The 26,505-nt window shown below is 60.6% G+C and carries 20 protein-coding genes; 18 read left to right on the top strand and 2 right to left on the bottom strand.

The genetic code is table 11. The features are described from left to right. Positions 1-193: 193 nt before the first annotated feature. On the top strand, positions 194-1,078 hold the full coding sequence (locus tag ACZ5EF_RS03820; RefSeq protein ID WP_346064306.1) for an AEC family transporter: 885 nt from the start codon (positions 194-196) through the stop codon (positions 1,076-1,078). Between the two features lie 45 nt (positions 1,079-1,123). Then, positions 1,124-2,263 (top strand): PQQ-dependent sugar dehydrogenase, encoded by a 1,140-nt coding sequence (locus ACZ5EF_RS03815; protein WP_346064305.1) that lies wholly within the window; start codon positions 1,124-1,126, stop codon positions 2,261-2,263. Between the two features lie 6 nt (positions 2,264-2,269). On the opposite strand, the gene ACZ5EF_RS03810 is transcribed toward ACZ5EF_RS03815, so the two are convergent. Beyond that, positions 2,270-3,232, bottom strand: a complete 963-nt coding sequence (locus ACZ5EF_RS03810) for a GlxA family transcriptional regulator (RefSeq protein WP_346064304.1) — start codon at positions 3,230-3,232, stop codon at positions 2,270-2,272. Positions 3,233-3,370: 138 nt separating this feature from the next. Between ACZ5EF_RS03810 and ACZ5EF_RS03805 the strand changes: the two genes are divergently transcribed. From ACZ5EF_RS03805 to ACZ5EF_RS03735, 15 genes are all read left to right on the top strand, one after another. Continuing rightward, positions 3,371-4,240, top strand: coding sequence for an MBL fold metallo-hydrolase (locus tag ACZ5EF_RS03805; RefSeq protein WP_346064303.1), 870 nt, complete (start codon positions 3,371-3,373; stop codon positions 4,238-4,240). Positions 4,241-4,342: 102 nt separating this feature from the next. Then, positions 4,343-4,897, top strand: coding sequence for a cysteine hydrolase family protein (locus ACZ5EF_RS03800; RefSeq protein ID WP_346064302.1), 555 nt, complete (start codon positions 4,343-4,345; stop codon positions 4,895-4,897). 1,029 nt (positions 4,898-5,926) lie between these two features. Next, positions 5,927-7,324 (top strand): NAD(P)/FAD-dependent oxidoreductase, encoded by a 1,398-nt coding sequence (locus tag ACZ5EF_RS03795; protein WP_346064301.1) that lies wholly within the window; start codon positions 5,927-5,929, stop codon positions 7,322-7,324. Between the two features lie 12 nt (positions 7,325-7,336). Next, positions 7,337-8,293 carry an NAD(P)-dependent oxidoreductase gene (locus tag ACZ5EF_RS03790; RefSeq protein WP_346064300.1) on the top strand — a complete coding sequence of 319 codons (957 nt, stop codon included), beginning with the start codon at positions 7,337-7,339 and terminating at the stop codon, positions 8,291-8,293. A 21-nt stretch (positions 8,294-8,314) separates the two neighbouring features. Further along, positions 8,315-9,751 (top strand): aldehyde dehydrogenase family protein, encoded by a 1,437-nt coding sequence (locus ACZ5EF_RS03785; protein ID WP_346064299.1) that lies wholly within the window; start codon positions 8,315-8,317, stop codon positions 9,749-9,751. Between the two features lie 26 nt (positions 9,752-9,777). Further along, complete coding sequence (locus tag ACZ5EF_RS03780; RefSeq protein WP_346064298.1) at positions 9,778-10,140, top strand: cupin domain-containing protein; 363 nt, start codon at positions 9,778-9,780, stop codon at positions 10,138-10,140. Between the two features lie 153 nt (positions 10,141-10,293). Further along, positions 10,294-11,607: an NAD(P)/FAD-dependent oxidoreductase gene (locus tag ACZ5EF_RS03775; RefSeq protein WP_346064297.1), complete on the top strand. Its 1,314-nt coding sequence runs from the start codon at positions 10,294-10,296 to the stop codon at positions 11,605-11,607. A gap of 116 nt (positions 11,608-11,723) precedes the next feature. After that, positions 11,724-14,915: a D-2-hydroxyglutarate dehydrogenase YdiJ gene (ydiJ, locus tag ACZ5EF_RS03770; RefSeq protein ID WP_346064296.1), complete on the top strand. Its 3,192-nt coding sequence runs from the start codon at positions 11,724-11,726 to the stop codon at positions 14,913-14,915. 36 nt (positions 14,916-14,951) lie between these two features. Then, entirely contained in the window at positions 14,952-15,377 is a 426-nt protein-coding gene (locus ACZ5EF_RS03765; protein WP_346064295.1) for a universal stress protein, read from the top strand. A 42-nt stretch (positions 15,378-15,419) separates the two neighbouring features. Then, entirely contained in the window at positions 15,420-17,081 is a 1,662-nt protein-coding gene (locus ACZ5EF_RS03760) for a BCCT family transporter (protein WP_346064294.1), read from the top strand. Between the two features lie 225 nt (positions 17,082-17,306). Then, positions 17,307-17,978: a TetR/AcrR family transcriptional regulator gene (locus tag ACZ5EF_RS03755; RefSeq protein ID WP_346064293.1), complete on the top strand. Its 672-nt coding sequence runs from the start codon at positions 17,307-17,309 to the stop codon at positions 17,976-17,978. 822 nt (positions 17,979-18,800) lie between these two features. Next, on the top strand, positions 18,801-20,348 hold the full coding sequence (locus ACZ5EF_RS03750; RefSeq protein ID WP_346064292.1) for an FAD-dependent oxidoreductase: 1,548 nt from the start codon (positions 18,801-18,803) through the stop codon (positions 20,346-20,348). 80 nt (positions 20,349-20,428) lie between these two features. After that, positions 20,429-21,439 (top strand): TRAP transporter substrate-binding protein DctP, encoded by a 1,011-nt coding sequence (dctP, locus tag ACZ5EF_RS03745; protein ID WP_346064291.1) that lies wholly within the window; start codon positions 20,429-20,431, stop codon positions 21,437-21,439. A 50-nt stretch (positions 21,440-21,489) separates the two neighbouring features. Continuing rightward, the gene (locus tag ACZ5EF_RS03740; protein WP_346064290.1) at positions 21,490-21,972 is read left to right on the top strand and encodes a TRAP transporter small permease; all 483 of its coding nucleotides are present in this window, start codon (positions 21,490-21,492) and stop codon (positions 21,970-21,972) included. Positions 21,973-21,984: 12 nt separating this feature from the next. After that, positions 21,985-23,277: a TRAP transporter large permease gene (locus ACZ5EF_RS03735; RefSeq protein ID WP_346064289.1), complete on the top strand. Its 1,293-nt coding sequence runs from the start codon at positions 21,985-21,987 to the stop codon at positions 23,275-23,277. Positions 23,278-23,378: 101 nt separating this feature from the next. On the opposite strand, the gene ACZ5EF_RS03730 is transcribed toward ACZ5EF_RS03735, so the two are convergent. Continuing rightward, positions 23,379-24,179 carry a pyrroline-5-carboxylate reductase family protein gene (locus ACZ5EF_RS03730; RefSeq protein WP_346064288.1) on the bottom strand — a complete coding sequence of 267 codons (801 nt, stop codon included), beginning with the start codon at positions 24,177-24,179 and terminating at the stop codon, positions 23,379-23,381. Between the two features lie 221 nt (positions 24,180-24,400). Between ACZ5EF_RS03730 and ACZ5EF_RS03725 the strand changes: the two genes are divergently transcribed. Beyond that, a complete protein-coding gene (locus tag ACZ5EF_RS03725; protein WP_346064287.1) occupies positions 24,401-26,452 on the top strand; it encodes an NADH:flavin oxidoreductase in 2,052 nt (683 codons plus the stop codon). Positions 26,453-26,505: the final 53 nt, after the last annotated feature.

Here is a 26,505-nt window from a genome sequence, read left to right as displayed (position 1 = left end):
GTGGTTTGCGGCGATGGTATCCCTGGGCCTGGGGGCCAAGATGCTTGGCGACGTCACGACCCGGTGCGTTTGCGACACCGGTGTCGCGACTGACAAACTTTTTCCCGAGCGCGGGGAGCGCGCGAATTCGTTTGCCCTCTAAGCATCCGATTCACGACAATGGGCGTCCCCTTACCGCCAGCGAGGAGCGCCCATGCTTGTCGAACTCTTTGCCGTGATGGCCCCGGTCTTTATCGGCGCCAGCCTGGGCTTCCTGTGGGTGCGCCTGGGCCACCCCTACCCGGTGGAGTTCGTCACCAAGCTGGTCTTCAATATCGGCACCCCGGCGCTGATCCTCGCCTCCCTCTCCGGGGCCGAGGTGGACGCCGGCAGCTTCGGCCTGACCATGCTCGGCACCCTGCTGGTGCTCACCGCCATGGGCCTGGCCAGCTTCCTGGTGGCGCCACTCCTGGGCAAACCCTGGCGGGTGGTGATCTCGCCGATGATGTACCCCAACACCGGCAACATGGGCCTGCCGGTGGTGCTCTACGCCTTCGGCAGCGCCGGCTTCGCCTTCGCCATCGCGGTGATGGTCACCGTCTCCCTGGTGCAGTTCACCTTCGGCACCCTCATGGCCAGCCGAGGTAACCCGCTGCGCACCCTGGCCCGCACCCCCACCGTCTATGCCATCGCCATCGCCCTGGCGATCCTGCTCAGCGACACCGACCTGCCGCTGTGGCTCGACAACACCCTGGAGCTGATCTCCGGCTTCACGGTGCCGCTGATGCTGATCACCCTGGGGGTCTCGCTGGCCAGCATCCAGGTCAAGAGCCTGCGCGCCGGGGTCGGCTTCAGCCTGATCCGCACCCTGGCGGCGGCGACGCTGGCCTACCTGGTGGGGTGGCTGCTGGGGCTGCCGCCCCTGGCCCACGGCATCCTGGTGCTGCAGATGAGCATGCCGATCGCCGTGTTCAACTACCTCTTCGCCCAGCGCGCCGGCCGCGAGCCCGCCTATGTGGCCAGCCTGGTGTTCTGCTCCACCCTGCTCGCCTTCCTCTATCTGCCGCTGCTGCTGGCGCTACTGAAAGGCCTAGTCTAGATCGACTAGGCTCGAGGTAGCCAAGTACCGCACCGAGGAGGAGTCATGATGCGACCGATACGTCCCCTGCTAGCGCTGCTGGCGGCCCTGGTCGCCGCCCCTGCCCCGGCCGCCGAAGTCGTTCACGAGCGCCTGACCAGCGACCACCATGACTTCCGCCTGGTGCGCCTGGCCGAGGGCCTGAGCCACCCCTGGTCGCTGGCCTTCCTGCCAGACGGCCGGATGCTGGTCAGCGAGCGCGGCGGCCGCCTCTGGCTGCTGGACGACGACGCACGCCGGGCCCTCGACGGCCTGCCGGCGGTCTCGGCCCGCGGTCAGGGCGGCCTGCTCGATCTGGCCCTGCATCCGGACTTCGGCAGCGATGACGGCGACAGCGACTGGCTCTACTTCACCTACTCGCGCCCCGGGCCCGGCGGCAGTGCCAGCGCCCTGGCCCGGGCCCGACTGGGCGATGCCGGCCTCACCGAGCTAACCACCCTCTTCGTCCAGGACCGCTATTCCGACCCGGGGCGCCACTACGGTGGCCGCCTGGCCTTCCTCCCCGACGGCAGCCTGGTGATAAGCATCGGCGACCGCGGCCGCGACCCGGATCGTGCCCAGGACGGCGGCGACCATGCCGGCGGCGTGCTGCGCCTGACCCAAGAGGGCACGGCCCCGATGGACAACCCCTTCGTCAATGAGGCCGCCGTGCTCGACGAGCTCTATAGCCTCGGCAACCGCAATATCCAGGGCCTGACGGTGGATGGCGAGGGTCGGCTCTGGGCCAGCGAACACGGCCCCCGGGGCGGCGACGAGCTCAACCGTATCGAGGCCGGCGCGAACTACGGCTGGCCGGAGGTGAGCCTGGGCCGCGACTATGTAACCTTCCTGCCCATCGGCGACGACACCCGACCCGGCATGCGCGACCCGGTGCACGTCTTCGAGGGACGCTTCGCCCCCTCGGGGCTGGCCTGGGTGAGTGGCGGCGCCTTCCCCGGCTGGCGGGGCAGCCTGCTGGCCGGCGGGTTGCTCAGCGAGCGCCTGGTACGCCTGGTGATCGACGGCGACCGGGTGGTGGAGCGCGAGGTGCTGCTGGAGGGTGAGATCGGCCGCATCCGCGACGTGCGCGTCGACCCCGACGGCCGCATCTACCTGCTCAGCGACGCGAGCGACGGCGGCCTCTACCGGCTGGAGCCGCTGGAGTAGCCGCGATTAGCGCTCGTTCCCCGGCTCGCCGAAGGTCTTGCGCCATTCCCGGGGGCTGACCCGATAGCGTTGCCGGAAGTGCTGGCGGAAAGCGGTGGCGGTCTGGAAGCCGCAGCGCTCGGCGATTCGCTCGATGGGCAGGGAGCTGGTCTCCAGCAGCTCACGGCTGCGCCGCAGGCGCTCGTTGATCAGCCACTCCCCCACCGTCATGCCGGTGGCCCGGTGGAAATGGCGGGTAAAGGTACGCCGACTCATGGCGGTGCGGGCGGCGAGGGCATCGAGGGAGTGCGTCTCGGCCAGGTGTTCGCGCAGATGGTCGAGCAGGCGGTTGATCTGGGCGTCCTGGGTGGAGATGGCCACCGGCTGCTCGATAAATTGCGCCTGGCCGCCCTCCCGGTGAGGCGGCACCACCAGCAGGCGAGCCACCTGGTTGGCGATGCGCGCACCATGGTACTCGCGCACCAGGAACAGGCAGCAGTCCAGCCCGGCGGCGGTACCGGCGGAAGTCACCAGGCGATCCTCCTCCACATAGAGCGCATTGGTATCCAGGCCGACCTCGGGGAAACGGCGACCGAAGTCCCGCTCGGCCATCCAGTGGGTGGAGGCCCGCCGGCCATTCAGCAACCCCGCATAGGCCAGGGCATAGGCGCCATAACAGAGACCCACCACATGGGCGCCCCGCCGATGACAGCGCATCAGGGCCTCGGCCAGTTCCGGCGCCGGCGGCTCGTCCAGGTCGTGCCAGCCGGGCACCACGGCGATATCCACCTCCTCCAGCAGCTCCAGGCCACCGTCGGGTCGTACCGTCATGGCCCGCTCGGCCTCCAGGGACTCTCCCCCCGGCGCCACGATAAGCAGCTCGAACAGGGGGCGCTCGGGCCAGGCCATGCCGAACACCATATAGGGCACCGAGAAATGAAAGGGGCTGAAACGCGGATAGAGAATCAGCCCCACGCGGGGCAAGGACATGGTTCACCTCCCGAGGGTTGGGACCTCAGTCTGGCATTTTGGCCCGAAAGTTTCGATTACTGTCTCTCGGGCCAATTATCCGGCCGAACCGATCCGCCTAGAGTGTTCCCATCAACCGCGACACTCAGGAGACCCCAGATGTCACTCAAGCCCCTCGCCGCTTCCCTGCTCCTGGCCACGGCCCTGGTCGCCGGCGGCGCCTCCGCCGATCAGCAGACGACCCAGCAGGTGCAGCAGATTCGCAATGCCACGCTGAAGCTCACCTATGGCGAGACCACCTTCCTGATCGACCCGATGCTGGCCGAACAGGGCGCCTACCCGGGCTTCGAGGACACCCATCGCAGCGAGCTGCGCAATCCGCTGGTGGAACTGCCGATGCCGGCAGAAGCGGTGATCGACGGCGTGGACGCGGTGATCGTCACCCACACCCACCTGGACCACTGGGACGATGCGGCCCAGGCCCTGCTGCCCAAGGATATCCCGCTGTTCGCCCAGCACGAGGCCGATGCCGAATTGATGCGCTCCCAAGGCTTCACCGACGTGCGCCTGCTCGACGGCAGCGCCGAGTTCGGCGGGGTCAGCCTCCACCGCACCGGCGGCCAGCACGGCTCCGGCGCCATCTATGCCGTCCCCGAGCTGGCCGAGGCCCTCGGCGAGGTGATGGGCGTGGTCTTCGAGGCCCCGGGCCACCAGACCACCTATGTGGTCGGCGATACGCTCTGGCGCGACGAGGTCGACCAGGCGCTGGAACGCTACCGGCCCGAGGTGATCGTGCTGAATGCCGGCGCCGCCGAGGTCGACGGCTTCGAGGGCGACCCCATCATCATGGGCCAGGAGGACACCCTGCGCGCTTATCAAACGGCCCCCGAGGCCACCATCATCGCGGTGCATCTGGACGCCGTGAACCATATGACCCTGAGCCGCGATGAACTCCGCCACTACGTGCGGGAGGCAGGCATCGAGGATCGCGTGCTGATCCCCGCCGATGGCGACGTCATGACGTTCTGATCGGCCCCCCCGAGATTGCCCGGCCCCATCCCATTCCGACAGTGGGTACCGGGCGATCCCATCCAGACGGCAGGCCACCGCCACGACAAGAGGACCTTAACCATGAGCAAACGCGCGATTATCGTCGTCGATATCCAGAACGAATATTTCCCCGCCGGCAAGTTGCCCCTGGAAGGGATCGATAGCGCCGTCGCGAAGGCGGCCCGGGTCATCGAGCACGCCCGGGCGGTGCAGGACACCGTCATCTACGTTCGTCATGAAATGCCCGACCCGGAGGCGCCCTTCTTCACCCCCGGCACGGAAGGGGTGGAGATCCATTCGGCGGTTACCCCCCTGGCATCGGAGACGGTGCTTCTGAAGCATTACCCCAACGCCTTTCTCGAGACGGGCCTGAAGGCGCTGTTGGATAAGCCGGGTATCGAGGAGCTGGTGATCATCGGCGCCATGAGTCATATGTGCATCGACGCCACCAGCCGGGCCGCCTCGGACCTCGGCTACAAGACGACGATCGTTCATGATGCCTGCGCCACCCTTGACCTGGAATTCGAGGGCAAGACGGTACCGGCGGCTCAGGTCCATGCCACGATCATGGCCGCCCTGGCCTTCGCCTACGGCACGGTCACGACCACCGACGACTATCTTGGGCAGGCGCGTTAACGCCCCGATCCCCAGCGATAGGCCTCGCCTCGGCTCCGAATGGACCACGGCGAGGCCTCGTTGCGTTCCTCAGGCCACCCGGGCATCTCTCGGGGGGTATCGCTACCGGTACGCGTGCTGGCCACTGGTATAGGACGCATAGTGCGGCGGGTCGAGCTCGCTGGTGCAGTTGGGCAATACCTCCTGCTGCCCCTGACTTCCCTGGTAGGCGGTGACACGCCTTTTCCTCTCGCCCGACCCGACAGGGGCCGGACCCTCGTCATGCACATAAGACTGACACCTCTAAACACTCCCCGCTCTCCCCTGCCGCGGGAGCGCCGCCGATACGCTCATCAGGGGCTCCCACGAGGCCTGGCTGGAGGCCGCCAGCGGCCTGCTGCTGGGACCCGGCGTGGACAGCGTGCGCCCCCGGCCAAGCGGCTCGAGCCCTGACCGAAGACCACAAGAAAAATATATCCATTTGTTTTAAAAAGATTTTTATCTCACTCACCAGCCATAACACCCTCTCGAGCAGAAGCAATAATGCGTTGATTTTTTTATCCATAAGACTTTGGTTGAAGCCAGGCGCACACATGGTTGTCAATCAACCTGACACAGGTGTACATTGCGGGGCAGTGACTGAATGCGAGGCCATCACCATCCGGTGGACGCTAGGCAACGGCAGGCTCGGGGAGCAAGCAAACGGCAGACGACAAGGTGATCGGGATTCGTCCCGTCGATTCTGCCCATCCTCGTGGTAACCCCGCCCCTGCACCGAACGGTTCCGTGCAACGTCAGTTTGCCTCGATGCGGGATGAAATTGAGGTCCTTTAAATTTAGGCAGTGAGATGGTGTTCGGTTGGCGATTAACCCAGTAGCTGAAATCATTATATTAGCTTCCTGGCCCGCAAACTTAATTGATCCATCCGAGGAGTGAGGGTAAGTCATAAGACTTTTCTTACTCACTATCGGATACATGAAAGATGCTCGATGAGCCGGTGGCCTCTCCCTCGCCACCAAAGATAATCAAGGTGACGGCAGGAGCGAGATATGCATACATACAGGGGTTTTTGGTACGCGCAGGCGCTGGATTACGACAGCCACGTCGCGCCATCGCTGCAGGGGGATATCGATGCGGATGTCTGCATCATCGGTGGAGGCTATCTCGGGCTCTGGTCGGCTATCCGGCTCAAGCGGGAAAAGCCGGGGCTGAAGATCGTCGTCATCGAGCGTGACCTCTGTGGCGGTGGGGCCAGTGGCCGTAATGGCGGTGTCGCCACCAACTGGTGGGGGAAATTCCTGTCTGTCCGCAAGCTCTGTGGCCACGAAGAAGCCCTGCGTATCTGCAAGGCCGCCGAATCCGCCATTGATGAAATCGGTGAGTTTTGCGAGGAAAACGGCATCGATGCGGAGTACCGCAAGGAAGGCTGGATCTGGTCGGCCAGCTCCGACATGCAAAAGGGTTCCTGGGACGTCCTGGTGGATTCTCTCAACGAATATGGCGTGAATCCCTTTATCGCGCTGGCCCCCGGTGAGGCGCAGGCGAGAACCGGAAGTCCGAAAAATATCGAAGCGATCTTCGACCCCAATGCCGCCACCGTACAGCCCGCGATGCTGGCGCGAGGCCTGCGGCGCCACGCCTTGGGACTCGGTGTCGAGATCTACGAAAAAACACCGATGAAGCGCCTCGAGCGCAGCAAGACCCCGATCGTTCACACGACGAAGGGCAGCGTGAAGGCGCAAAAGGTCGTGGTCGCCATGAACGCCTGGGGGGCTATCTTCCCGGAGCTTCGCCGCGATATCGCGCTGGTCTCCAGCGACATGGTGGCGACGGCCAAAGCGCCTGAGCGTCTCAAGGAGATCGGTTTCACCGGCGGTGAAGGCATGACCGATTCCCGGGTGGTGCTCAACTACTACCGTAACACCCCGGAAGGGCGCGTGATCTTCGGTAAGCCCTTGGGAAGATTCGGCTTTGGTGGTCGCGTTGGCGATATGTACGAAGGCCCCTCTCCTGCCGCAAAAAAGGTAACCAAGGCCTTCCACAACATTTATCCAAACTTGTCTGACGTACCGATTATCAACAGCTGGACGGGGCCTCTTGATCGAGCCATGAATGGACTGCCCACCTTTGGGCATCTCGGTGGCCATGAGAATATCGTCTACGCGATAGGCTTCTCGGGTAACGGCGTTGCCACGACCGTTTTTGCGAGCCGTATCGTCGCCTCTCTAACGCTCGAGAAAGACGATGAATGGAGCCGTTGTGGCCTGGTCGATACGAAAATCAAGCGCTTCCCGATAGAACCCTTCCGCTACATCGGCGGTTACATGGTACGCGACGCACTCGTACGCAAGGAAGCGCTGGAAGACCGTAACAAGACCGCCGGTTGGGTGACTCGCAAGCTGGCGTCGCTCGCGCCGGCCGGCTATGTTCCCACAAAAAAGAGCTGATTGGTGGAGGTTATGCATAATATCGTCTTTCTTGACAAGAGTGCCGTGGCACCGAAGATTCACCTTCCGAAACCCGGGTTCCCTCATCAGTGGGTCGAGTATGACTACACTGAAAGCGAGCAACTGGTTGAGCGTGCCAAGGATGCGACAGTCGTCGTGACCTGCGGTGCACCGGTGCGTGCCGCTGAACTTGCACAACTGCCGAAACTGCAGATGGTCTGTGTTGCCATGACCGGCACCGACCACGTTGACGTCGATTACTGCCATGAGAATGGTATCCAGGTCAGCAATGTCCCCGCCTACTCTCCCGCCACCGTCGCGGAGCATGCCCTGGGATTACTCTTGGCCCTGCGTCGGCAGATTGTGTCCTATCACACCCTGCTGAAGAGCAACGAGTGGTATGGGGAGGATTGGCAGACCAACGTCTTTCTCGACTATGAGGTCAACGATATTCATGCCAGCCGTATCGGCATCGTCGGTACCGGAATGATCGGCAAGGCCATGGGGAAGATGGCCGCGGGCCTCGGCATGGATGTGGTCTATTACAACCAAGGGAAAACGAGTTCCGAGTTGCCGCTCGTGTCGTTCGACGAGCTGTTAGAAACCTGCGATGCCATCAGCCTGCACTGCCCGCTGAACAGTTCGACCCGGGATATGTTCACCCTGACGGAACTCAAGCGCATGAAGAAGGGCGCGGTGATCATCAATGCGGCTCGGGGCGGCATCATCAACGAAAGCGACCTCGCCGAAGCATTGCGCTCCGGTGTTCTGGCCGGTGCCGCCGTCGATATCGTTGAACAAGACCCCATCCGACCGGATGAGCCGCTTCTGGAGCTGATGGAGCTGCCCAACTTCATCATGACCCCCCACGTGGCCTGGAGCAGCCAGCAAGCCATGCAGGGGTTGATGGATCGTGCCATCGAGAACATCAATCAGTGGAATAAAGGCACCCCCACCAACCTGGTCTAACTCGCCAAACAGGAAACCGTCATGAAAACCAGTTACATCAATGGCGCTTTTATTTCCGCTGGGAATAATGTGCTCGAGAACAAGAACCCCTCCGATCTCTCCGATATTGTCGACCGCTTCAGTCGTGCCGGGCGTGCGGAAGCCGAGCAGGCGGTAGCGGCGGCGACGGCCGCGACTCCCGCCTGGGGGACGTCCAGTCCTCAGGAACGTTTCGATGCCCTGGACTTCATCGGCAGCGAGATCCTGAGTCGGCGCGAAGAGCTTGGGGCTCTGCTGTCTCGTGAGGAAGGCAAAACACTCCCGGAAGGCATCGGGGAGGTCACCCGTGCCGGCTACCTGTTCAAGTTCTTCGCCGGTGAGGCAGTGCGTATCGGTGGCGAGCGCCTGGAGTCCGTGCGCAAGGGAGCCACCGTCGATATCACCCGGGAGCCCGTTGGCGTCGTAGGCATTATTACGCCCTGGAACTTCCCGATTGCCATTCCTGCGTGGAAGATCGCGCCGGCGTTATGCTACGGCAACTGCGTCGTCTTCAAGCCTGCCGAACTGGTGCCCTCCTCCGCCTGGGCCCTGGCCGAGATCATTTCTCGCTCCGGCCTCCCCGCCGGCGTATTCAATATGGTGGTCGGCCCGGGCTCCGAGGTAGGTGATGCCATTATCGGCAGCGATGCCGTTCAGGCCGTGACCTTCACCGGCTCGGTCAATACCGGCTCCATGATCGCCCAGCGTTGTGCCGCACGCATGGCGAAAGCGCAACTCGAACTCGGGGGCAAGAACCCGCTGATCGTGCTGGACGATGCCAACCTCGAACAGGCCGTCGACGTCGCCGTCCAGGGCGGTTTCTACTCCACGGGGCAACGTTGCACGGCCAGCTCACGCGTCATCGTGACCGACGGCATCTACGATGATTTCATCCAGCGCTTCGTCGAGAAGACGCAAGCCTTGCGTGTCGGCCCGGCCCTCGATGAAACGACACAGATTGGCCCCGTCGCCAGCGAGAGTCAGCTTCGGCAAGACCTGGAGTATATCGACATCGCCAAGCAAGAAGGCGCCACCCTGTTGGCGGGTGGCAATCGGGTCGAGGCGGATAGCGATGGCTACTACCTGCAGCCGACCATCTTCGCGGATGTGAATAACGCCATGCGCATTTGCCAGGAAGAGGTGTTCGGGCCGGTGGTCACCGTCTCCCGGGTGGCCGACTACGAAGCCGCCCTGGCAGAGGCCAATGATACGCCTTTCGGCCTGTCTTCCGGCATTTGCACGACCTCCCTGAAATACGCGGAACACTATAAGCGTCACGCCAAGGCCGGCATGGTCATGGTCAATATGCCCACGGCGGGGGTCGATTATCATGTTCCGTTCGGTGGTAGCAAAGGCTCGAGCTATGGTCCTCGTGAGCAGGGAAGGTATGCCGCAGAGTTTTACACCCGTGTAAAGACCGCCTACCAGTTCGCCAACTAAAACTCTGCACTCAGAGGAGCCCAACGATGTCTGCAGTGAAAATCATCGACTTCCAGAACAGCACCGCACCCACAAGCACGTCCGTGGTGGAGTCGGAGCGCCGGCTTAGTGGCGCCCCCGAGCAGAGCCTGCAAAACATGTACGCCTCTGCCGCCAAGGAACTGCTCTCGGGTACCTGGAGCTCGGAGGTCGGCAAATGGTCCGTCGACTACAGCCAGCGTCACGAATTTTGTTACCTGATCGAAGGGCATATCGTCCTGGCCGATGAAGACGGCGAGGAAAGCACCTTCAAGACCGGGGATGCCTTCGTGATTCCTGTCGGCTTCAAGGGAAGCTGGGAAGTGATCGAGCCCGTCACCAAGTATTACGTCATTTACAACGTGGCCTGACATCTAGACAGGTGGGTGTTCCTGATAGCCCACCTGATTTCACATCGACGCCTCCTCTTCGTTATCGACAGTGGAATCGGATATTAAAACAGCAAGAGTTCTGGGTGATTAGGATAAGGCGGGTCTATCTTCCCACTCAAGAGGTGCTCAACAATGAAGATCAACAACCTGCCAGCCGATGATGATAGTTGTGGTTGGACCAAGATACTCCCGAAGCACGAGCCTCGGCGACTCGAAGGGCCGACCGAAGCCGATTGGGTGATTGTCGGTGCCGGATTCACTGGCCTTGCCGCGGCACGTCAGTTGGCGGCTCACCGCCCAGATGACACCATCTTGCTGGTGGACGCCCAGTGTGTCGCAGACGGGGCTTCTGGTCGTAACTCCGGGTTTTTGATCGACCTGCCTCACGACCTTTCCGCCCCGGATTATATCGGGGATCTCAAGGTCGCAGGCATGGACCTGTCGCTGAATCGCGCCGCCATCGGCTATCTTCGAGAGATCGTCGAGGAAGAGGGCATCGATTGCGATTGGCGTGCCTGCGGCAAGGTGCAAGCCGCCGTCAATGACAAGGGCATCAAGGTCCTGGAGGCCTATCGTTCGGGGCTCGAGCGGCTCGGCGCCGAGTGCCACATGGTCAATACCTCCGACATGCAGTCGAAGCTGGGTACCAGTTACTATAAACAGGGGCTCTACACCCCAGGCACGGTACTGGTGCAGCCCGCGGCCCTGGCTCGTGGCTTGGCACGAACGCTTCCCGAGAATGTCCAGCTATGTGAGCTGACGCCGGTGACTCGGATCGAGCATGGCAGCCGTATCCAGTTGCATACTCCCGCTGGAATGATCAAGACTCGCAAGCTGATATTGACGAACAATGTCTTCGCCCAGGAATTTGGTTACCTCTCCGGGACCCTGCTTCCCATCTTCACTTATGCGGGGCTGACTCGACCGCTGACAGAAGCCGAACAACAGCGACTGGGTGGCGATGCTTGCTGGGGGGTGATCCCCGCGGACCCTTTCGGCAGCACGGTCCGCCGCACACCGGATCAGCGAATCCTGGTGCGCAACAGCTTCAGTTTCAACCCTGGCGGCAAGAGCTCGCCCACTGATCTTGAAAATGCCAAAAAGCATATCGTCAATGGCTACAATGCGCGTTTCCCGATGCTGGATAATGTGGAGATGGAGTATTCCTGGGGCGGGGTAATGTGCATGAGCCGTAATCATGCGCCCTACTTCGGCGAGCTGGGAAAGAATGTGTTTGGTGTCGGCGGCCATAATGGTATCGGGGTTACCAAGGGAACGATAACCGGAAAACTTATCGCCGATCATCTGGCAAACAAGGATTCTGATCTATTGAGGTATATGTTGTCGCAACCACGTCCTGCCAAGAACCCGCCGAGACCATTGCTGGATATCGGGGTGGCCGCCACCCTGATGTACAACCAGTGGAGGGCGGGGCCGGAGAGGTAAATGTCACGGTTTTTCTTGGGCATGGTTCGACTTTTTCTTGTCCAGGTGAAGTCCATTGCCCGTCGAGCGGTATGCAAGGTTATGGTCGCTGCTAGCCCGAGAGAGTATACAAAGTCATGATTACACGACTGGACACCACCGAGTCGCCGTCCCTTCCTGGCCGGGACGCACCTTATCTGCGCTTCCTCGAGGCCCTGGCGGATGCCGGCTTCGAGGGCGAGATCGCCCCGGATTACGCCAACCGTACGGTGCTAGCCACCGACAACTCTCTTTACCAGCGCCTGCCCCAGGCGGTGCTCTACCCGCGTGGCGTGGCCGACCTGGAGCGCCTCGCCCAGCTGGCCGCCCGCGAGAGCTTTCGCCAGGTGGTGCTCGCCCCCCGCGGCGGCGGCACCGGCACCAATGGCCAGTCGCTCACCGATGGCCTGGTGGTCGACGTCTCCAAACACATGAATGCCATCCTCGACATCGATGTCGAGGCCCGTCGGGTGCGCGTCCAGGCCGGAGTGGTCAAGGACCAGCTCAACGCCGCCCTGAAGCCCCATGGGCTGTTCTTCGCCCCGGAGCTCTCGACCTCCAATCGCGCCACCCTCGGCGGCATGATCGCCACCGATGCCAGCGGCCAGGGCAGCTGCGAATACGGCAAGACCCGCGATCACGTCCTCGAACTCGATAGCGTGCTGCTCGGCGGCGAGCGCCTCACCACCCGGCCGGTGAGCGAGGCCGAGCTCGACGCCCTGTGCGCCCGCGACGACGCCGTGGGCCGGGTGCATCGGGTCGCCCGCGAGATCATCGACGGCGAGCGCCAGCGCATCCGCGACACCTTCCCGCCGCTCAACCGCTGCCTGACCGGCTACGACCTGGCGCACCTGCGCACCGAGGATGGCCGCTTCGATCTCAACAGCGTGCTGTGCGGCGCGGAAGGCTCACTGGCCTTCACCAGCGAGGCGGTACTCAAGGTGCTGCCGATCCCCAAGCACTCGACCCTGGTCAACGTGCGCTACGCGGGCTTTATGGACGCCCTGCGCGACGCCAAGGCGCTGATGTCCAGCGGCAGCTCTTCACAAACCCAACCGCAGGCGCGCCCCACTTCCATCGAGACGGTGGACGACAAGGTGCTGAGCCTGGCCATGCAGGACTTTATCTGGGACGACGTCGCCGAGTTCTTCCCTGCCGCAGGGAATACTCCGGTGCACGGCATCAACCTGGTGGAATTCAACGACGACGACCCCGAGCGCCTGGCCGGGCGGGTCGCCGCCTTCTGTCGCCATCTCGAGCAGGACGCCGGCGTCGAGCGCCTGGGCTATACCCTGGCGGAAGGCCGCGCCCAGATCGCCCGGGTCTATGGCATGCGCAAGCGTGCCGTGGGCCTGCTCGGTAACGTCCAGGGCGAGCGGCGGCCGCTGCCCTTCGTCGAGGACACCGCGGTGCCGCCGGAGCACCTGGCCGACTACATCGCCGAGTTCCGCGACCTGCTCGACGCCCGCGGCCTCGCCTACGGCATGTTCGGCCATGTCGACGCCGGGGTACTCCACGTGCGACCGGCGCTGGACATGAAGGACCCGGCCGACGAGCGGCTGATCCGCGAGATCTCCGACGCGGTCGCCGCGCTGACGCAGAAGTACGGCGGCCTGCTGTGGGGCGAGCACGGCAAGGGCGTGCGCTCCGAGTACGCCCCGGCCTTCTTTGGCCCGCTCTACCCCAGCCTGCGCCGCCTCAAGGCCGCCTTCGACCCGCACAACCAGTTGAATCCGGGCAAGATCGCGACTCCTTATATCCCGCCCGAAACCGCGGGCAAAGCGTCTACCACCCTTGCCGCCAATCCAGCGGAGCCGGTTAGGCTGGTCGATCCGGGGCTGCTGACCATCGATGGCGTGCCGACCCGCGGCCAGTACGACCGCCAGATCGACGAGCGGGTCTGGCAGGCCCACGGCGATGCCGTCTACTGCAACGGCAACGGCGCCTGCTACAACTACGACCCCGATGACGCCATGTGCCCGTCCTGGAAGGCCACCCGCCAGCGCGTCCACTCGCCCAAGGGCCGCGCCAGCCTGATGCGCGAATGGCTGCGCCTGCAGGGCCACGCCGGCGTCGACGTCCTCGAGGAGTCCCACGAGAAGAAGGCCGAGGGGGCCTGGGGCTTCGTCAAGAACTTCCCCCGTCGGCTCAGGAACACCCTGGCCCGGCGGCGCGGCGAGGCGGACTTCTCCCACGAGGTGTATGAGGCCATGGCCGGCTGCCTGGCGTGCAAGTCCTGCGCCGGCCAGTGCCCGGTGAAGGTCAATGTGCCGACCTTCCGCTCGCAGTTTCTGGAGCTCTATCACGGCCGCTACCTGCGCCCGCTGCGCGACTACCTGATCGGCGGCCTGGAATTCATGGTGCCGACGCTGTCGCGGATCGCCCCGCTCTACAACGCCGCCCTGGGCAACCGCCTGGTGGACCGGCTGCTGGCCGGCCCCATCGGCATGGTCGATAGCCCGCGGTTGTCCCGGACCAGCCTCAGGAAATGGCTGGCGGCCCGGGGCGTCAGCGCTGCCACCCCCGCCAGTCTGGGCCGGCTCACCGAGGCGGAGAAGGCGCGCAGCGTGATACTGGTGCAGGACGCCTTCACCAGCTACTTCGAGTCGACGCTGGTGATGGACGTCGTCGAGCTGCTCGAGCGCCTCGACATCCGGGTATTCATGGCCCCCTACGCGCCCAACGGCAAGCCGCTGCACGTCCAGGGCTTCCTCGGCGCCTTCGAACGCACCGCGGCGAAGCAGGCCAAGCGACTCGGGGCGCTGGCCGATTCCGGGGTGCCGCTGGTCGGCATCGACCCGGCGATGACCCTGACCTACCGCCAGGAGTACGTGAAGGCATTGGGCGAGGCCGCCGTGCCCGAGGTGCGGCTGCTGCCGGAATGGCTGACCGAGTGGCTGGACGAGCGGGCGCCGCCCCTGGCGCCGGCCGGCCTCGCCCTCGACGCCCCCGATTATCGGCTGCTCGCCCATTGCACCGAGAAGACCAATGCCCCGGGCACGCCCAAGGCCTGGCAGCGGGTGTTCGCCGCCTTCGGCCTCGAGCTCGAGGTAGTGGCCAGCGGCTGCTGCGGCATGTCCGGCACCTACGGCCACGAGGCGCGCAACCTCGACACCTCGAAGACCATCTACGCCCAGTCCTGGCAGCCGCGGGTGGAGGACGCCGCTAACGCCGGCCGCCTGCTGGCCACCGGCTACTCCTGCCGCAGCCAGGCTCGGCGGCTCTCCGCGACCGTGCTGCCCCATCCGCTCCAGGCGCTGCTGGGCGAGTTGCGTAGACTGGAATCATGAGGATTCAACCAGCCCCCACTCGGAAGGAGCGCCGCTATGTTCAGCAAGATCATGGTTCCCGTGGATCTGGCCCACCTCGAGGTGATCGAACCCTCGCTTCATGTGGTGGCAGACCAGGCCAGGCACTTCGGCGCCGAGGTCTGCTATGTGGCGGTCACCGCCACCGCGCCCAGCAAGGTCGCGCATACCCCGGAGGAGTATCAGCAGAAGCTGGAGGCCTTCGCCGCGCAGCAGGCCAAAGTGCACGGGCAGCCGGTCAGCGCCCGGGTCATCACCAGCCCGGACCCCATCGCCGATCTGGATGAGGTGCTGATCGATGCCATCGACGAGATCGGTGCCGATCTGGTGATCATGTCCACCCACCCGCCGACACATCTGGACGTCGTCCTCCCCTCCCATGGCGGCAAGGTCGCTACCCACACCAGGGCGTCGGTGTTCCTGGTGCGCCCCCGGCAGGGCTGACACCGCCACGTCGCCTATCAACGTCAGCGAGGAGCCATATTCGTGACGCACACTAGCAAGGACCCAGAGTCGGCCCCGGTCGGCGAGGGCATTCCCATCCCCGAGGGTCCGGCCAATATCATCGATACCGATTACGTGATCGGGCAGGACAACATTGCCATCAAGCGCTTCGGGCTCGACCTGGACGTGCACGGCAAGGTCTTCAGCATCTCGGCGCTGACGATCCTGTTCTTCGTGATCATCACCCTGGCGCTTCAGGAGGAGGTCGAACCGCTCTTCGATGCCATCTTCGGCTTCCTTGCCGGCTACCTGGATTGGTTCTTCCTGCTGTCCACCAACATCATCCTGCTGGTGGCCGTCGTACTGATCTTCACGCCCCTCGGCAAGGTCCGGCTCGGCGGGACTCACGCCAAGCCCGAGTTCAGCTATGCCGGCTGGTTCGCCATGCTGTTCGCCGCCGGCATGGGCATCGGACTGGTCTTTTTCGGCGTCAACGAGCCGCTGACCCACTTCGCCACCGCCCTGGATGGCACCACCGTGGAGAATGGGGTGCGCAGCGACTGGGCGCCGCTGGGAGGGGCCCTTGGTGACCAGGCGGGCGCCATCTCGCTGAGCATGGCCGCCACCCTCTACCACTGGAGCCTGCACCCCTGGGCCATCTACGCCATGGTGGCCCTGTCGCTGGCGCTGTTTGCCTTCAACAAGGGGCTGCCGCTGACCATGCGCTCGATCTTCTACCCACTGCTGGGTGAGCGCATCTGGGGATGGCCGGGCCATATCATCGATATCCTGTCGGTATTCGCCACCCTGTTCGGCCTGGCCACCTCCCTCGGTTACGGCGCCTCCCAGGCGACGGCGGGGCTCAACTACCTGTTCGGCATACCCGAAGGCAACGTCACCATGGTGCTGCTGATCCTGGGCATTACCCTGGTCGCATTGATATCGGTGATGGCGGGGGTCGACAAGGGCGTACAGCGACTCTCCATGATCAACATGGCGCTGGCCTTCATGCTGCTGCTGTTCGTGGTCGTGGTCGGCCCGACCCTGATGATCATGACCGATTTCTTCAGAAACCTCGGCGGTTATCTGACTCACCTGCCGGCCCTGTCCATGCCCTTCGGCCGCGAGGACGACAACTTCCGCCAGGGCTGGACCGCCCTGTACTGGGCCTGGTGGATCTCCTGGTCGCCCTTCGTCGGCATGTTCATCGCCCGCGTCAGCCGGGGCCGCACCGTGCGTGAGTTCCTGATCTCGGTGCTGATCGTCCCCACGCTCGTCTCGACATTGTGGATGACCGCCTTCGGTGGCACCGCCATCGACCAGGTCGTCACCGAGGGCTTCCAGGGGGTCGTGGAGGCGGCCGTCGAGTTGCAGTTGTTCGTGATGCTGGGTCAACTGCCGCTGACCGCCATCACCTCCTTCGTCGGCATCATACTGGTCATGGTGTTCTTCATTACCTCTTCCGACTCCGGCTCCCTGGTGATCGACTCCCTCACCGCCGGCGGCAAGGTGGATGCTCCCAAGGCACAGCGAATCTTCTGGGCCCTGATCGAGGGCGCCATCGCCATCGCCTTGCTGCTGGGCGGCGGCCTGGCCGCCCTGCAGACGGCCGTACTGGCCACCGGCCTGCCCTTTACCCTGGTCCTGCTGGCGGCCTGCTTCGCGGTCGTCAAGGGCCTGATCGGCGAGCCCAGGAGCAGCTGAGCCACGCCCTCGTCACGGGGAGGCCTGCCTCCCCGTCGGCCTCCAGAAACACCTTGAAAATCAATTTTATGAACAGTTTCACCCTGCCTCCCCAGAGGGGCGTGACCATCCGGAAAGGCTGGCGAGGACTGTACATTCTTGTCAGTATATAGGTCACAGGTGGATATGAATGAATCGATGGGCTGCCCTACTGCACGGGTGGCGAGCAACGGTACGAGGTCAATGATGAAGGCGGAAGTCGAGAAGGGGCGAAGGGACGATTGGTTGGATGCCGCCTACCATACGCTGGTTCAGTCAGGCGTGGAGTCGGTCAAGATCCTGCCGCTGGCCAAGTCCTTGCAGACCTCCCGCACGAGTTTCTACTGGTGCTTCAAGGACAGGGATGCCCTGCTCGAGGCCTTGATCGAGCGCTGGAAGGCCAAGAACACCCAGGGGCTGGTCTCGCAGACGGAGCGTTATGCCGACACGATCGTCGAGGCCATGTTGAACGTCTTTGATTGCTGGTTGGATGAAACCCTCTTCGACTCGGAGTTCGAATTCGCCGTGCGTAACTGGGCCATGCAGTCTCCGAAAGTCGCCCTCGAGGTCGCGTCTGCCGACCAGGTACGGCTTGATGCCCTGACCCAGATGTTCGTCCGTTTCGACTACTCACCGCACAACGCCAATGTTCGCGCCCGCACCATCTATCTGACGCAGATCGGTTATATCTCGATGCGTACCCAGGAAACCAAAGAGGAACGCATGGGGCGGATGGCCGATTATATCGAGATTTTTACCGGCCAACCTTACCGGCGACAGGACATGGCGCGATTCGCCTCACGGCATACCCCGCGGCTTGCCGAGTGGATGAAAGCATACGATGAGCGAAAGAAAGAAGAAGAGTGTCGTGCGACATAGTGATCGACCCGATCATTCTCAACAAGAAAGTGCAGCACTTGCACCATTAAATATCGCGTCGCCATGGCACATTGCTACCGCCACCTCGCGCATTGGTCTGAATGGTGTCACGGGAAATGGCTCGCCACACTCTAGCCCTTGGTAACCGGCCATATACCCGCCTGGCCGGTCACCAGAGTCGACGGGCGCGTCATCGTACCAGGCAACTTCCCGAGGCATAGCCGAAAAGCAAGAAGTTCGCGTGATGATTCATAGTACTTGCTTACCGCCCCTCCCCTCACACTAAGGCCCTATTTTCCCACGATACCGACCCCCCAGCCTCACATATGGCTACCCACGGCGTGCCCTGCCTCATTCTTCGATCGCCTCCATCCTTCTAGGCTACCTGATAACGACCCAAGCTCTAACCAATTGTCATCAGATGACTGACTGAAACATTAAGGCATTTAGATTTTCATCATTGTGGGTGCCCTCATCGAGGCAGCGATCTTTTCCATGCCTCCCCCGTCCATTGCATGCCGCGTGCGGCCCACGATCAAAAAGCGGAATCAAGGCGTTTAACGCCTATCATGAATCATACTTTAGTATAAACCTCATTTCGAAGCCGGAGTAATGGACCTGCGAAAAATACTCATAACTAATTGAAAAAACAGGGGAAAAATCACTTTCCATCCGAAACATAGCGCTGAAACCTCAAGGCTCGCGCCACCATGACACACATGAACTCCATATTGACACAGGTGAACAGTACGGATAAGGTCACAATCACCGACCTAGGTATAATCCCTTAAATCAACAACTATTAATTAGCCAGGTAAAGATATGATCAGGCCCGCTTTAGACCAGATGGCCAGCGAATACGACGTTGTCGTCGTTGGTGCGGGAGCCACCGGTTGTGCAACTGCCAGGGAGTTGGCGATCAGGGGGTTCTCCGTGCTGTTGCTGGATCGCAACGACATCGGATCTGGAACATCATCCAGGTCAAGCCGCTTGCTTTATTGCGGACTTGGCTACATGAAGCCTGACTATCCACTTTGGAAAATCCCATTCCATCCGGTGGATATGCTGGGGCGATTATATCGCGCCTGGTTGACAATGAGGTGCCGCACAGAGCTGGTAAGAGAAATGCCAGAGCACCTCACCCGTCGCACATTTTACTTTCCGTATGCTGGTCACGGCGGAAGACAATACCCTGATTCGATTATTGATGTCGGGTACAGGCTGCTATCCTCTTTTGGCTCCAAGGACGCTCCACTTGGTTATCAACGTCTCGAGACTAAAGAGGCTCGCAAGCAAAGTGGCCTTGTCCGAGGCTTGGGCTCTAATCTCAACGCCGTTGGGAGTTTTTATGAATATCAGTATTCATGGCCAGAAAGAATCTGCGTCGATACCGCCTTGGAAGCTGAGAGCCTTGGTGTCACCATTCGGAACTACGCGGAAGTCACCTCTCTTAAGTACTCCTCCTCTCAGTGGCATGTAACCATTGCCGAGAGGGCCCCGGAATGCCATGGAGAAAAAGAGGTACGGGCTCGCATGGTGGTTAATGCCTCCGGGCCATGGGTTGATAATGTCCTGAAAAGTGCTGCACCGAGCAATGCTCGCCGGCAGGTTTTAGGCGTCAAGGGAGTGAATGTGATGGTAAGGCTCCCCGATGAATTTCGTGGTCAAGGCCTCGAGAGTTTCTCGAGTCGGGGCGAGCCTTTTTATGTTTTTCCATGGGGTGATATGCATTTTATTGGCCCCACAGAAGATAGGGTTGACACTGCCCCGGAAAATGAGAGGGTGCTGTCAGACGAAGTGGAGTACTTACTGGGCGAAGCCAATACATTATTTCCCGACCTGAACATAAGCAAGGAGGATATTGTTCACGCCTGGTGCGGTGTTCGCCCCAGCTCAACTCGGGATGGAAAAACCCTGAGCGGGGTGATTCAGCTTAATGAAAGTTCCGACATGCCTAATTTTGTATCTGTGACAGGTGTCATGATAATGCTTCATCGGCATGCCGCTCGAATGACAGTAAAATTCGTGGAAAAGAAACTGGGAAAGGTGCGCGAGCGGAAAGACGAGAAAATCAAAAAAGCCACTATTAAAAAGCCTGACTTCGCATCTTTTGATGATGAAAAAATAGGAAGTCTTGCAAGAGAAGAGCATGTCGTAACCTTGACTGACCTTTTGCGTCGCCGCCTTCCCTATGGCTGGGGAAGCGACCTTGGCGTAAACAGATTGGAAGAGATATCAAAGATTGCTGCAAAGGCAATAGGGTGGACAGAAGCCAGGAGAAAGCATGAGTGTGAAGAGTACCTCAAGGAAGTTTCCAGCCATTTTCTGACCATCCGAAAAACTTGCTCCAGCCATTCTCATACTTCTTAAACCATGGGGGCGTCGAGACATAAAATACGTTTATTGATTGGCTATAAATCAACTTCATTTCAAGAAAAAAGGAAACTCCAATGACAAATAAAAGCAAGCACCAAAAAATTTTGAAGTTTATCATTGCCTCTTCGTTAGCAATTGGATTGAATGGCATTGCTCATGGCGCCACCTTGAAACTGGCGACTGACTCAGCAAACAGGGATTCTCCAACAGGAGAGTCACTGGTTTATTGGGGTGAAAGAATCGAGGAGTATTCAAATAACGAGATTGAAGTAGAGCTGTATTTTCAAAACGAGCTAGGTACTCAACAAGAAGTTTTTGACCTGCTGATGGGTGGGGCCATTGATGGAATGCTGACATGGCCTATGACCAACTATGATCGGCGCATCGGGATTGTATATACTCCTTATATGCTGACAGACTGGGAGGATGCCCTAGAGGCTTATTCTCCTGACGGCTGGCTTTACTCATTGCTCAATGATGTCATGAATGAGAATGACCTAAAGTTCCTTGGGCCCTGGCCAGAAGGCTTTAATGGTATCGCGACCGCTGGGCAGTGTATCACTGACATTGAAGACAACAGCAACCTGAATATCAGGACCATTCCCGTATATCCATTCCCTCAAGTTGTTCAAGCACTTGGGTATCAAACTGCAGCCATCGACTGGACAGAGCTATATACCGCTCTTCAAACTGGCGTAGTCTCTGGTGATGCGGGGAACGTTATCTATCATGATTACGAATATTTCCGCGACATCCTGGACTGCTACGTCAGAACCAAACACATGTTCATGACGGCCATGTTCTTGATGCATAACGACTCTTTCAGTGAGCTATCAGAAGAGCAGCAGCAAGCCGTCTATAGAGCATCTGAGGATGCCGTTGCCAAGCAGTTCAATGATGGACTAATGACAGATGAGCTCTATGTAGAAAGGGCTATTGATTATGGAATGGAGTATGTTGAGCTTGACTCCGACAGCCTGCGAAACAATGCAGAAATTGTACGTGAGGCTATTTGGCCGACAATGAGGTCCCAAGTTGGTGCTGACTTGATGGATGTCATTGAGGAAAATGCTGGAGAATTTTGACAGATAGCCAGCTGCCCTGCCGAAGAGGTAGGGCAGCTCAGGAGGTAGTAATGACAGCACCCAGGAAAAACTTAATCACTTTAGCACTGGAGTCACTGGTAGTCCTTTGCAGTATATGCATAGTGGCACTGATGGTCATCCTAGTTGCCTCACGGTTCTTGGGGATGTCTTTTATTGGCACCCTTGAGATTGTCATGCTTTTTGCAATATGGCTATATATGCTGGGAGCGATCCTGGCCAGCAAAAATAACACACATCTCGAAGTCGACCTCTTGGCCTTGAGCCTCAAAGGCTCAAAAGCACTTGCTTACCATAAAATCTATGTAAGTTTGGTGACGGTGATTGTTACCTCACTCTTCGTGTATTGGTCATACAGGATGATAGCGTGGGGAGTAAAGCTTCCTCAATCAACCCCAGCACTTTCCATCCCGCTCACATTACCTAGCTCAGCCATTTTGTTTGCGGCATTGGCATGTTTATCCTTTGCCCTACGCGACCTGTATTTATCCATAACTTCAACAACCAAATCCTAAGGGGATGTCAGTATGGAAGCATTGATTGGGCTAGGGCTATTGGTTTTTCTGTTGGTCACCGGCATCCCTATCGCTTGGGCCTTCGCGGGCGCATTAGGTTATTTTGCATTCATGTATGATGCGAACCTAAACACGCTAATGATGCAGGGCTTCAGATCCATCAATTCGGTTGTTTTGATTGCGCTTCCTATATTTGTAATCACCGGCTATCTTATGCAAACAGGTGGAATAGCCGCACGGCTGATACAGTTCATGGAGGTTTTAGTAGGTAGAAGAAAAGGTGGAATGGGGACCGCAATGGTGCTTGCCTCAGGTGTTTTTGGTGCAATTGCCGGGACATCTACAGCCGCGGTTGCCTCAATTGGAAAGACCATGATTCCTGCCCTTGAGGAACGTGGGTATCCCAGGGGCTACTCTTCCGCACTTCTTGGGATATCTTCTCTTCTTGGGATATTGATCCCTCCATCTATCATAATGATACTCTTTGGCGTTGTTACTCGCCAATCCGTAGCAGCACTATTTGCCGCTTCAATTGCACCCGCCATATTTCTGATTATTCTTTTATCAATAATCAATCGAGTTTTCTGCTCCAGGGTGTTTACTGAAGCAGTCGGCTCTTATGACGACTCGAGCAGCATTTCTCGCGGGAAAGCAACCACGCGAGCCTTGCCTGCGCTCTTCCTTCCTTTTTTAATTTTAGGAGGGATTTACGGTGGCATTTTCACGCCGACGGAAGCGGCCGCCGTTGCGGCTGTCGCCGCATTGATTGTAGGAGTGTTTTTCTACCGAGAGATGACTTTTTCAAAGTTTTCAAGAAGCTTGGTAGAGGCATCCCAGACTACTGGGTCAATCATCATGATTCTGCTCTTCTCATTTATGATCGGCAGGATTTTGTCCATGGAACGAATCCCGCAAGAGCTTACGCAGTACATCAGTTCGCTCCTGTCTGATCCAATAATGATCCTGCTGCTTGTTAACGCCTTCCTGATTGTGGCTGGAGCCATTCTCGATGATGTGACGGTAACCGTGGTAATTGCACCTCTCTTTCTCCCTCTTATGGTGCAGCAGGGGGTCGATCCCATTCACTATGGTGCTATCGTCGCATGCTCTGTTGTCATAGGTGCCAACAGCCCACCTGTGGCTCCAATTTTATATATGGCTTCAAGTATTGGGCAGGTCTCGGTCCATAAGATGATAATTCCAGCGTTAACATTTATTGCCCTCGCAGGCATTCCTGTTATGCTCGTTACCACCTTCGTTCCCGAGCTGGCACTCTTCATCCCAAGGCTATTTGGCCTTATATGATGGTTCCCCGCCCGTTTGGGCGGGGCTATATCACTGGCTAAGTTGCTACCGGGGGCGATGACCAGGAATGCGCATTGCCGCAGTCGTACCTACCATCCCTCCTACGCTGAGCCACTCGCAGCTCGGTGGGCCGCCGCAAGACCACGGTGAATGGTCTGGTGAATTCCCTCGTCGATCATCGTGCGCAGTCCCTTGGCCGTGGTGCCATCATAAGAAATCAGCCGTTCCACCATGTCGCCGGGATCGTCTCCTAGACTTTCCAGCAACAGGCTGCCGCCCACCAGGGTCTGCATGACGGCCTCGCGGGCGATGTTGTCGGCGATCCCCATCTGCCTGGCATGCTCCAGCATCGACTGAGCCAGCAAGGCCGGGTAGGCCGGGCCGGCCCCGCTCAGGGCCGTCAGGTAGTCGAGGTCGCGTTCCGCGGGAAGCTCCCGTGTTGCGCCACAACTCTCCAGCAAGGTCTGAATGAGCCCTTTGTCGGCCTCGGTAACCTGTTGTAAGGCATACCACGGAAAGTAGCCGCGACGGATTTCCGCCGCCGCGTTCGGCATGGCGCGCACGACTCGGCGGCTTCCCACCCGGCGGGAGACCTCCTGCGAGGAAGCCATCGCCAACAGGGAAATGACCAATTTGTCATGTGCCTCGATATCGAGGCTGGCGAGATCTTGCGGACGAATAGACAACACGATGACATCCGCCAGGGCGGCCAGCTCACGGTTATCTTTGACGCAGCGCACCCCGGGCCAGTCTCGGTAGGCCTCGCCATCAGAGCGCGAGGAGATCACCAGCCGCTCGGGGGCTAGCACCCCCTGCTCCAGCCAGGCCAGCCCCAGGGAGCGGCCCATCCAGCCCTGCCCCCCGATGATTCCCACCACGACATCCTTCGATATATTAGCCATGATCGCGCCCTCCTCCAGGCCTGGCGGCGACGCCAGTACTGCCCTGCCCCCCGGTGATTCCCACCACGACATCGTTATGCATAGTTGCGTCCTCCTCTGGTCCAGGCAGCGACATCGGCCTAGCAACGATGCCCTACAGGATGTACATATATGTACAGACCGTCAACGCTATGTCCATCTGTTCTACCAGGCAGGCGTATAACAACAAGAGAGGCCCGACCATGGCGAACGACCCTCTGCTGCAACCCTTTCGACTCAAGCACCTGACCCTGAAGAATCGGCTTATGATGACGGCCCATGAGCCCGCCTACCCCGAAGATGGCATGCCCAAGGCGCTCTATCGCGCCTATCACGTCGAGCGAGCCAGGGCCGGCATCGGCCTGACCATGACCGCCGGGTCCGCGGCGGTGGCCAAGGACAGCCCGCCGGTGTTCAACAATATCCTGGCCTACCGGGACGAGGTGGTACCCTGGATGAAGGAGCTGACCGACGCCTGTCACGAGCACGGCACCGCGGTGATGATCCAGTTGACCCACCTGGGCCGACGTACCCGCTGGGACAAGGGGGACTGGTTGCCGGCGGTATCGGCCTCGCACCGTCGCGAAGCCTCCCACCGGGCCTTCCCCAAGCAGGTCGAAGACTGGGATATCGAACGCCTGATCCGTGACTACGCCGATGCCGCCGAGCGCATGCACGCCGCCGGCCTCGATGGCATCGAGCTGCAGGCCTATGGCCACCTGATGGACCAGTTCTGGTCGCCGCTGACCAATACCCTCGAGGCGCCCTATGGCGGCGATCTCGACAACCGGCTGCGTTTCACCTTCGAGGTGCTGCGTGCCATTCGCCAGCGGGTCGGCGAAGCGTTTATCGTCGGCGTGCGCTATACCGGCGACGAGATGCTGCCGGGCGGGCTGACGGCCAGTGATGGGCTGGAGATCTCACGGCGCCTGAAAGACAGCGGCCTGGTCGATTTCCTCAACGTGGTCCGTGGGCATATCGACACCGACCCGGGGCTGACCGACGTCATCCCCATCCAGGGCATGCCCAGTGCCCCGCACCTGGATTTCGCCGGCGAGATACGTCGCCAGGTGGACTTCCCCACCTTCCATGGCGCCAAGATCCAGGACGTCGCCACCGCCCGCCATGCCATCGCCTCGGGCAAGGTCGACATGGTCGGCATGACCCGCGCCCATATGGCCGACCCGCATATCGTGCGCAAGATCATCGAAGGGCGCGAGGATGCGATCCGGCCCTGCGTGGGCGCCAACTACTGCCTCGATCGCATCTACCAGGGCGGTGCCGCCTACTGCATCCACAACGCCGCCACCGGGCGGGAAACCACCATGCCCCACAGCATCCCCAAGGCATCGCAACAGCGCCGGGTGGTGGTCATCGGTGCCGGGCCAGCGGGGCTGGAGGCCGCCCGGGTCGCCGGCGAGCGGGGCCATGCGGTGGTGGTGCTGGAAGCCGCCAGCGATGCCGGCGGCCAGGTACGTCTCACCGCCCAGAGCGAACGCCGTCGCGAGATGCTGGGCATCATCGACTGGCGCCTGGCGCGCTGCGAGGCACTCGGCATCGAGATTCGCTACAACGTCTGGGCCGAGGTCGAGGACGTGCTCGCCGAGAAGCCGGATGTGGTAATCGTGGCGACCGGCGGCTACCCCGCGGAAGACCAGCCAGGGGTCGGGCACGACCTGGTGGTCAACACCTGGGATATCCTCTCCGGTCACGTGGCGCCGGGCAGCCGGGTGTTGCTGTTCGATGGTGCCGGCGATCATGCCGCCATGCAGGCCGCGGAGATCATCGCCGCCACCGGGGCCCAACTCGAGATCATGACACCCGACCGTACCTTCTCGGCGGAGATCATGGCCATGAACCTGGTGCCGTACATGCGCGCCCTGCAGCGACCCAACGTCACCTTCACGCCCACCTATCGGCTGAAGTCCGTGCAGCGGGATGGCGATGAGCTGCTCGCCAAGATCACCAGTGACTATGTATCTCAAGATCAGCCGGACTTGGATCATGAGCGGCACATCGACCAGGTGGTGGTCAATTACGGCATCACGCCGATGGCCGATATCTATTTCGAGCTGAAGCCGCATTCCAGCAATGGTGGCGAGGTGAACTACGAGGACCTGATCGCGGGCAAGCCCCAGGCAGTCATCCGCAATGCGGACGGTGGATTCCAGCTATTCCGGATCGGCGATGCCATCGAGTCCCGGAACACCCATGCCGCCATCTATGACGCCCTGCGGCTGGTCAAGGACATTTGATCCCAGGGTGCCGAGAGTACACCGGACCAGTCGTCCAAATCGCGCACTTTCAC

This window comes from Bisbaumannia salifodinae, from assembly GCF_055388505.1.
The sequence above is the reverse complement of the archived record's forward strand: the minus strand, read 5'-3'. Positions and strand labels throughout refer to the sequence as shown.

Excerpts from the sequence above, each read along its gene's own strand:
- ACZ5EF_RS03820 (WP_346064306.1), top strand. The coding sequence starts at position 194 with ATGCTTGTCGAACTCTTTGCCGTGATGGCCCCGGTCTTTATCGGCGCC.
- ACZ5EF_RS03815 (WP_346064305.1), top strand. The coding sequence starts at position 1,124 with ATGATGCGACCGATACGTCCCCTGCTAGCGCTGCTGGCGGCCCTGGTC.
- ACZ5EF_RS03810 (WP_346064304.1), bottom strand. The coding sequence starts at position 3,232 with ATGTCCTTGCCCCGCGTGGGGCTGATTCTCTATCCGCGTTTCAGCCCC.
- ACZ5EF_RS03805 (WP_346064303.1), top strand. The coding sequence starts at position 3,371 with ATGTCACTCAAGCCCCTCGCCGCTTCCCTGCTCCTGGCCACGGCCCTG.
- ACZ5EF_RS03800 (WP_346064302.1), top strand. The coding sequence starts at position 4,343 with ATGAGCAAACGCGCGATTATCGTCGTCGATATCCAGAACGAATATTTC.
- ACZ5EF_RS03795 (WP_346064301.1), top strand. The coding sequence starts at position 5,927 with ATGCATACATACAGGGGTTTTTGGTACGCGCAGGCGCTGGATTACGAC.
- ACZ5EF_RS03790 (WP_346064300.1), top strand. The coding sequence starts at position 7,337 with ATGCATAATATCGTCTTTCTTGACAAGAGTGCCGTGGCACCGAAGATT.
- ACZ5EF_RS03785 (WP_346064299.1), top strand. The coding sequence starts at position 8,315 with ATGAAAACCAGTTACATCAATGGCGCTTTTATTTCCGCTGGGAATAAT.
- ACZ5EF_RS03780 (WP_346064298.1), top strand. The coding sequence starts at position 9,778 with ATGTCTGCAGTGAAAATCATCGACTTCCAGAACAGCACCGCACCCACA.
- ACZ5EF_RS03775 (WP_346064297.1), top strand. The coding sequence starts at position 10,294 with ATGAAGATCAACAACCTGCCAGCCGATGATGATAGTTGTGGTTGGACC.
- ydiJ (WP_346064296.1), top strand. The coding sequence starts at position 11,724 with ATGATTACACGACTGGACACCACCGAGTCGCCGTCCCTTCCTGGCCGG.
- ACZ5EF_RS03765 (WP_346064295.1), top strand. The coding sequence starts at position 14,952 with ATGTTCAGCAAGATCATGGTTCCCGTGGATCTGGCCCACCTCGAGGTG.
- ACZ5EF_RS03755 (WP_346064293.1), top strand. The coding sequence starts at position 17,307 with ATGAAGGCGGAAGTCGAGAAGGGGCGAAGGGACGATTGGTTGGATGCC.
- ACZ5EF_RS03750 (WP_346064292.1), top strand. The coding sequence starts at position 18,801 with ATGATCAGGCCCGCTTTAGACCAGATGGCCAGCGAATACGACGTTGTC.
- dctP (WP_346064291.1), top strand. The coding sequence starts at position 20,429 with ATGACAAATAAAAGCAAGCACCAAAAAATTTTGAAGTTTATCATTGCC.
- ACZ5EF_RS03740 (WP_346064290.1), top strand. The coding sequence starts at position 21,490 with ATGACAGCACCCAGGAAAAACTTAATCACTTTAGCACTGGAGTCACTG.
- ACZ5EF_RS03735 (WP_346064289.1), top strand. The coding sequence starts at position 21,985 with ATGGAAGCATTGATTGGGCTAGGGCTATTGGTTTTTCTGTTGGTCACC.
- ACZ5EF_RS03730 (WP_346064288.1), bottom strand. The coding sequence starts at position 24,179 with ATGGCTAATATATCGAAGGATGTCGTGGTGGGAATCATCGGGGGGCAG.
- ACZ5EF_RS03725 (WP_346064287.1), top strand. The coding sequence starts at position 24,401 with ATGGCGAACGACCCTCTGCTGCAACCCTTTCGACTCAAGCACCTGACC.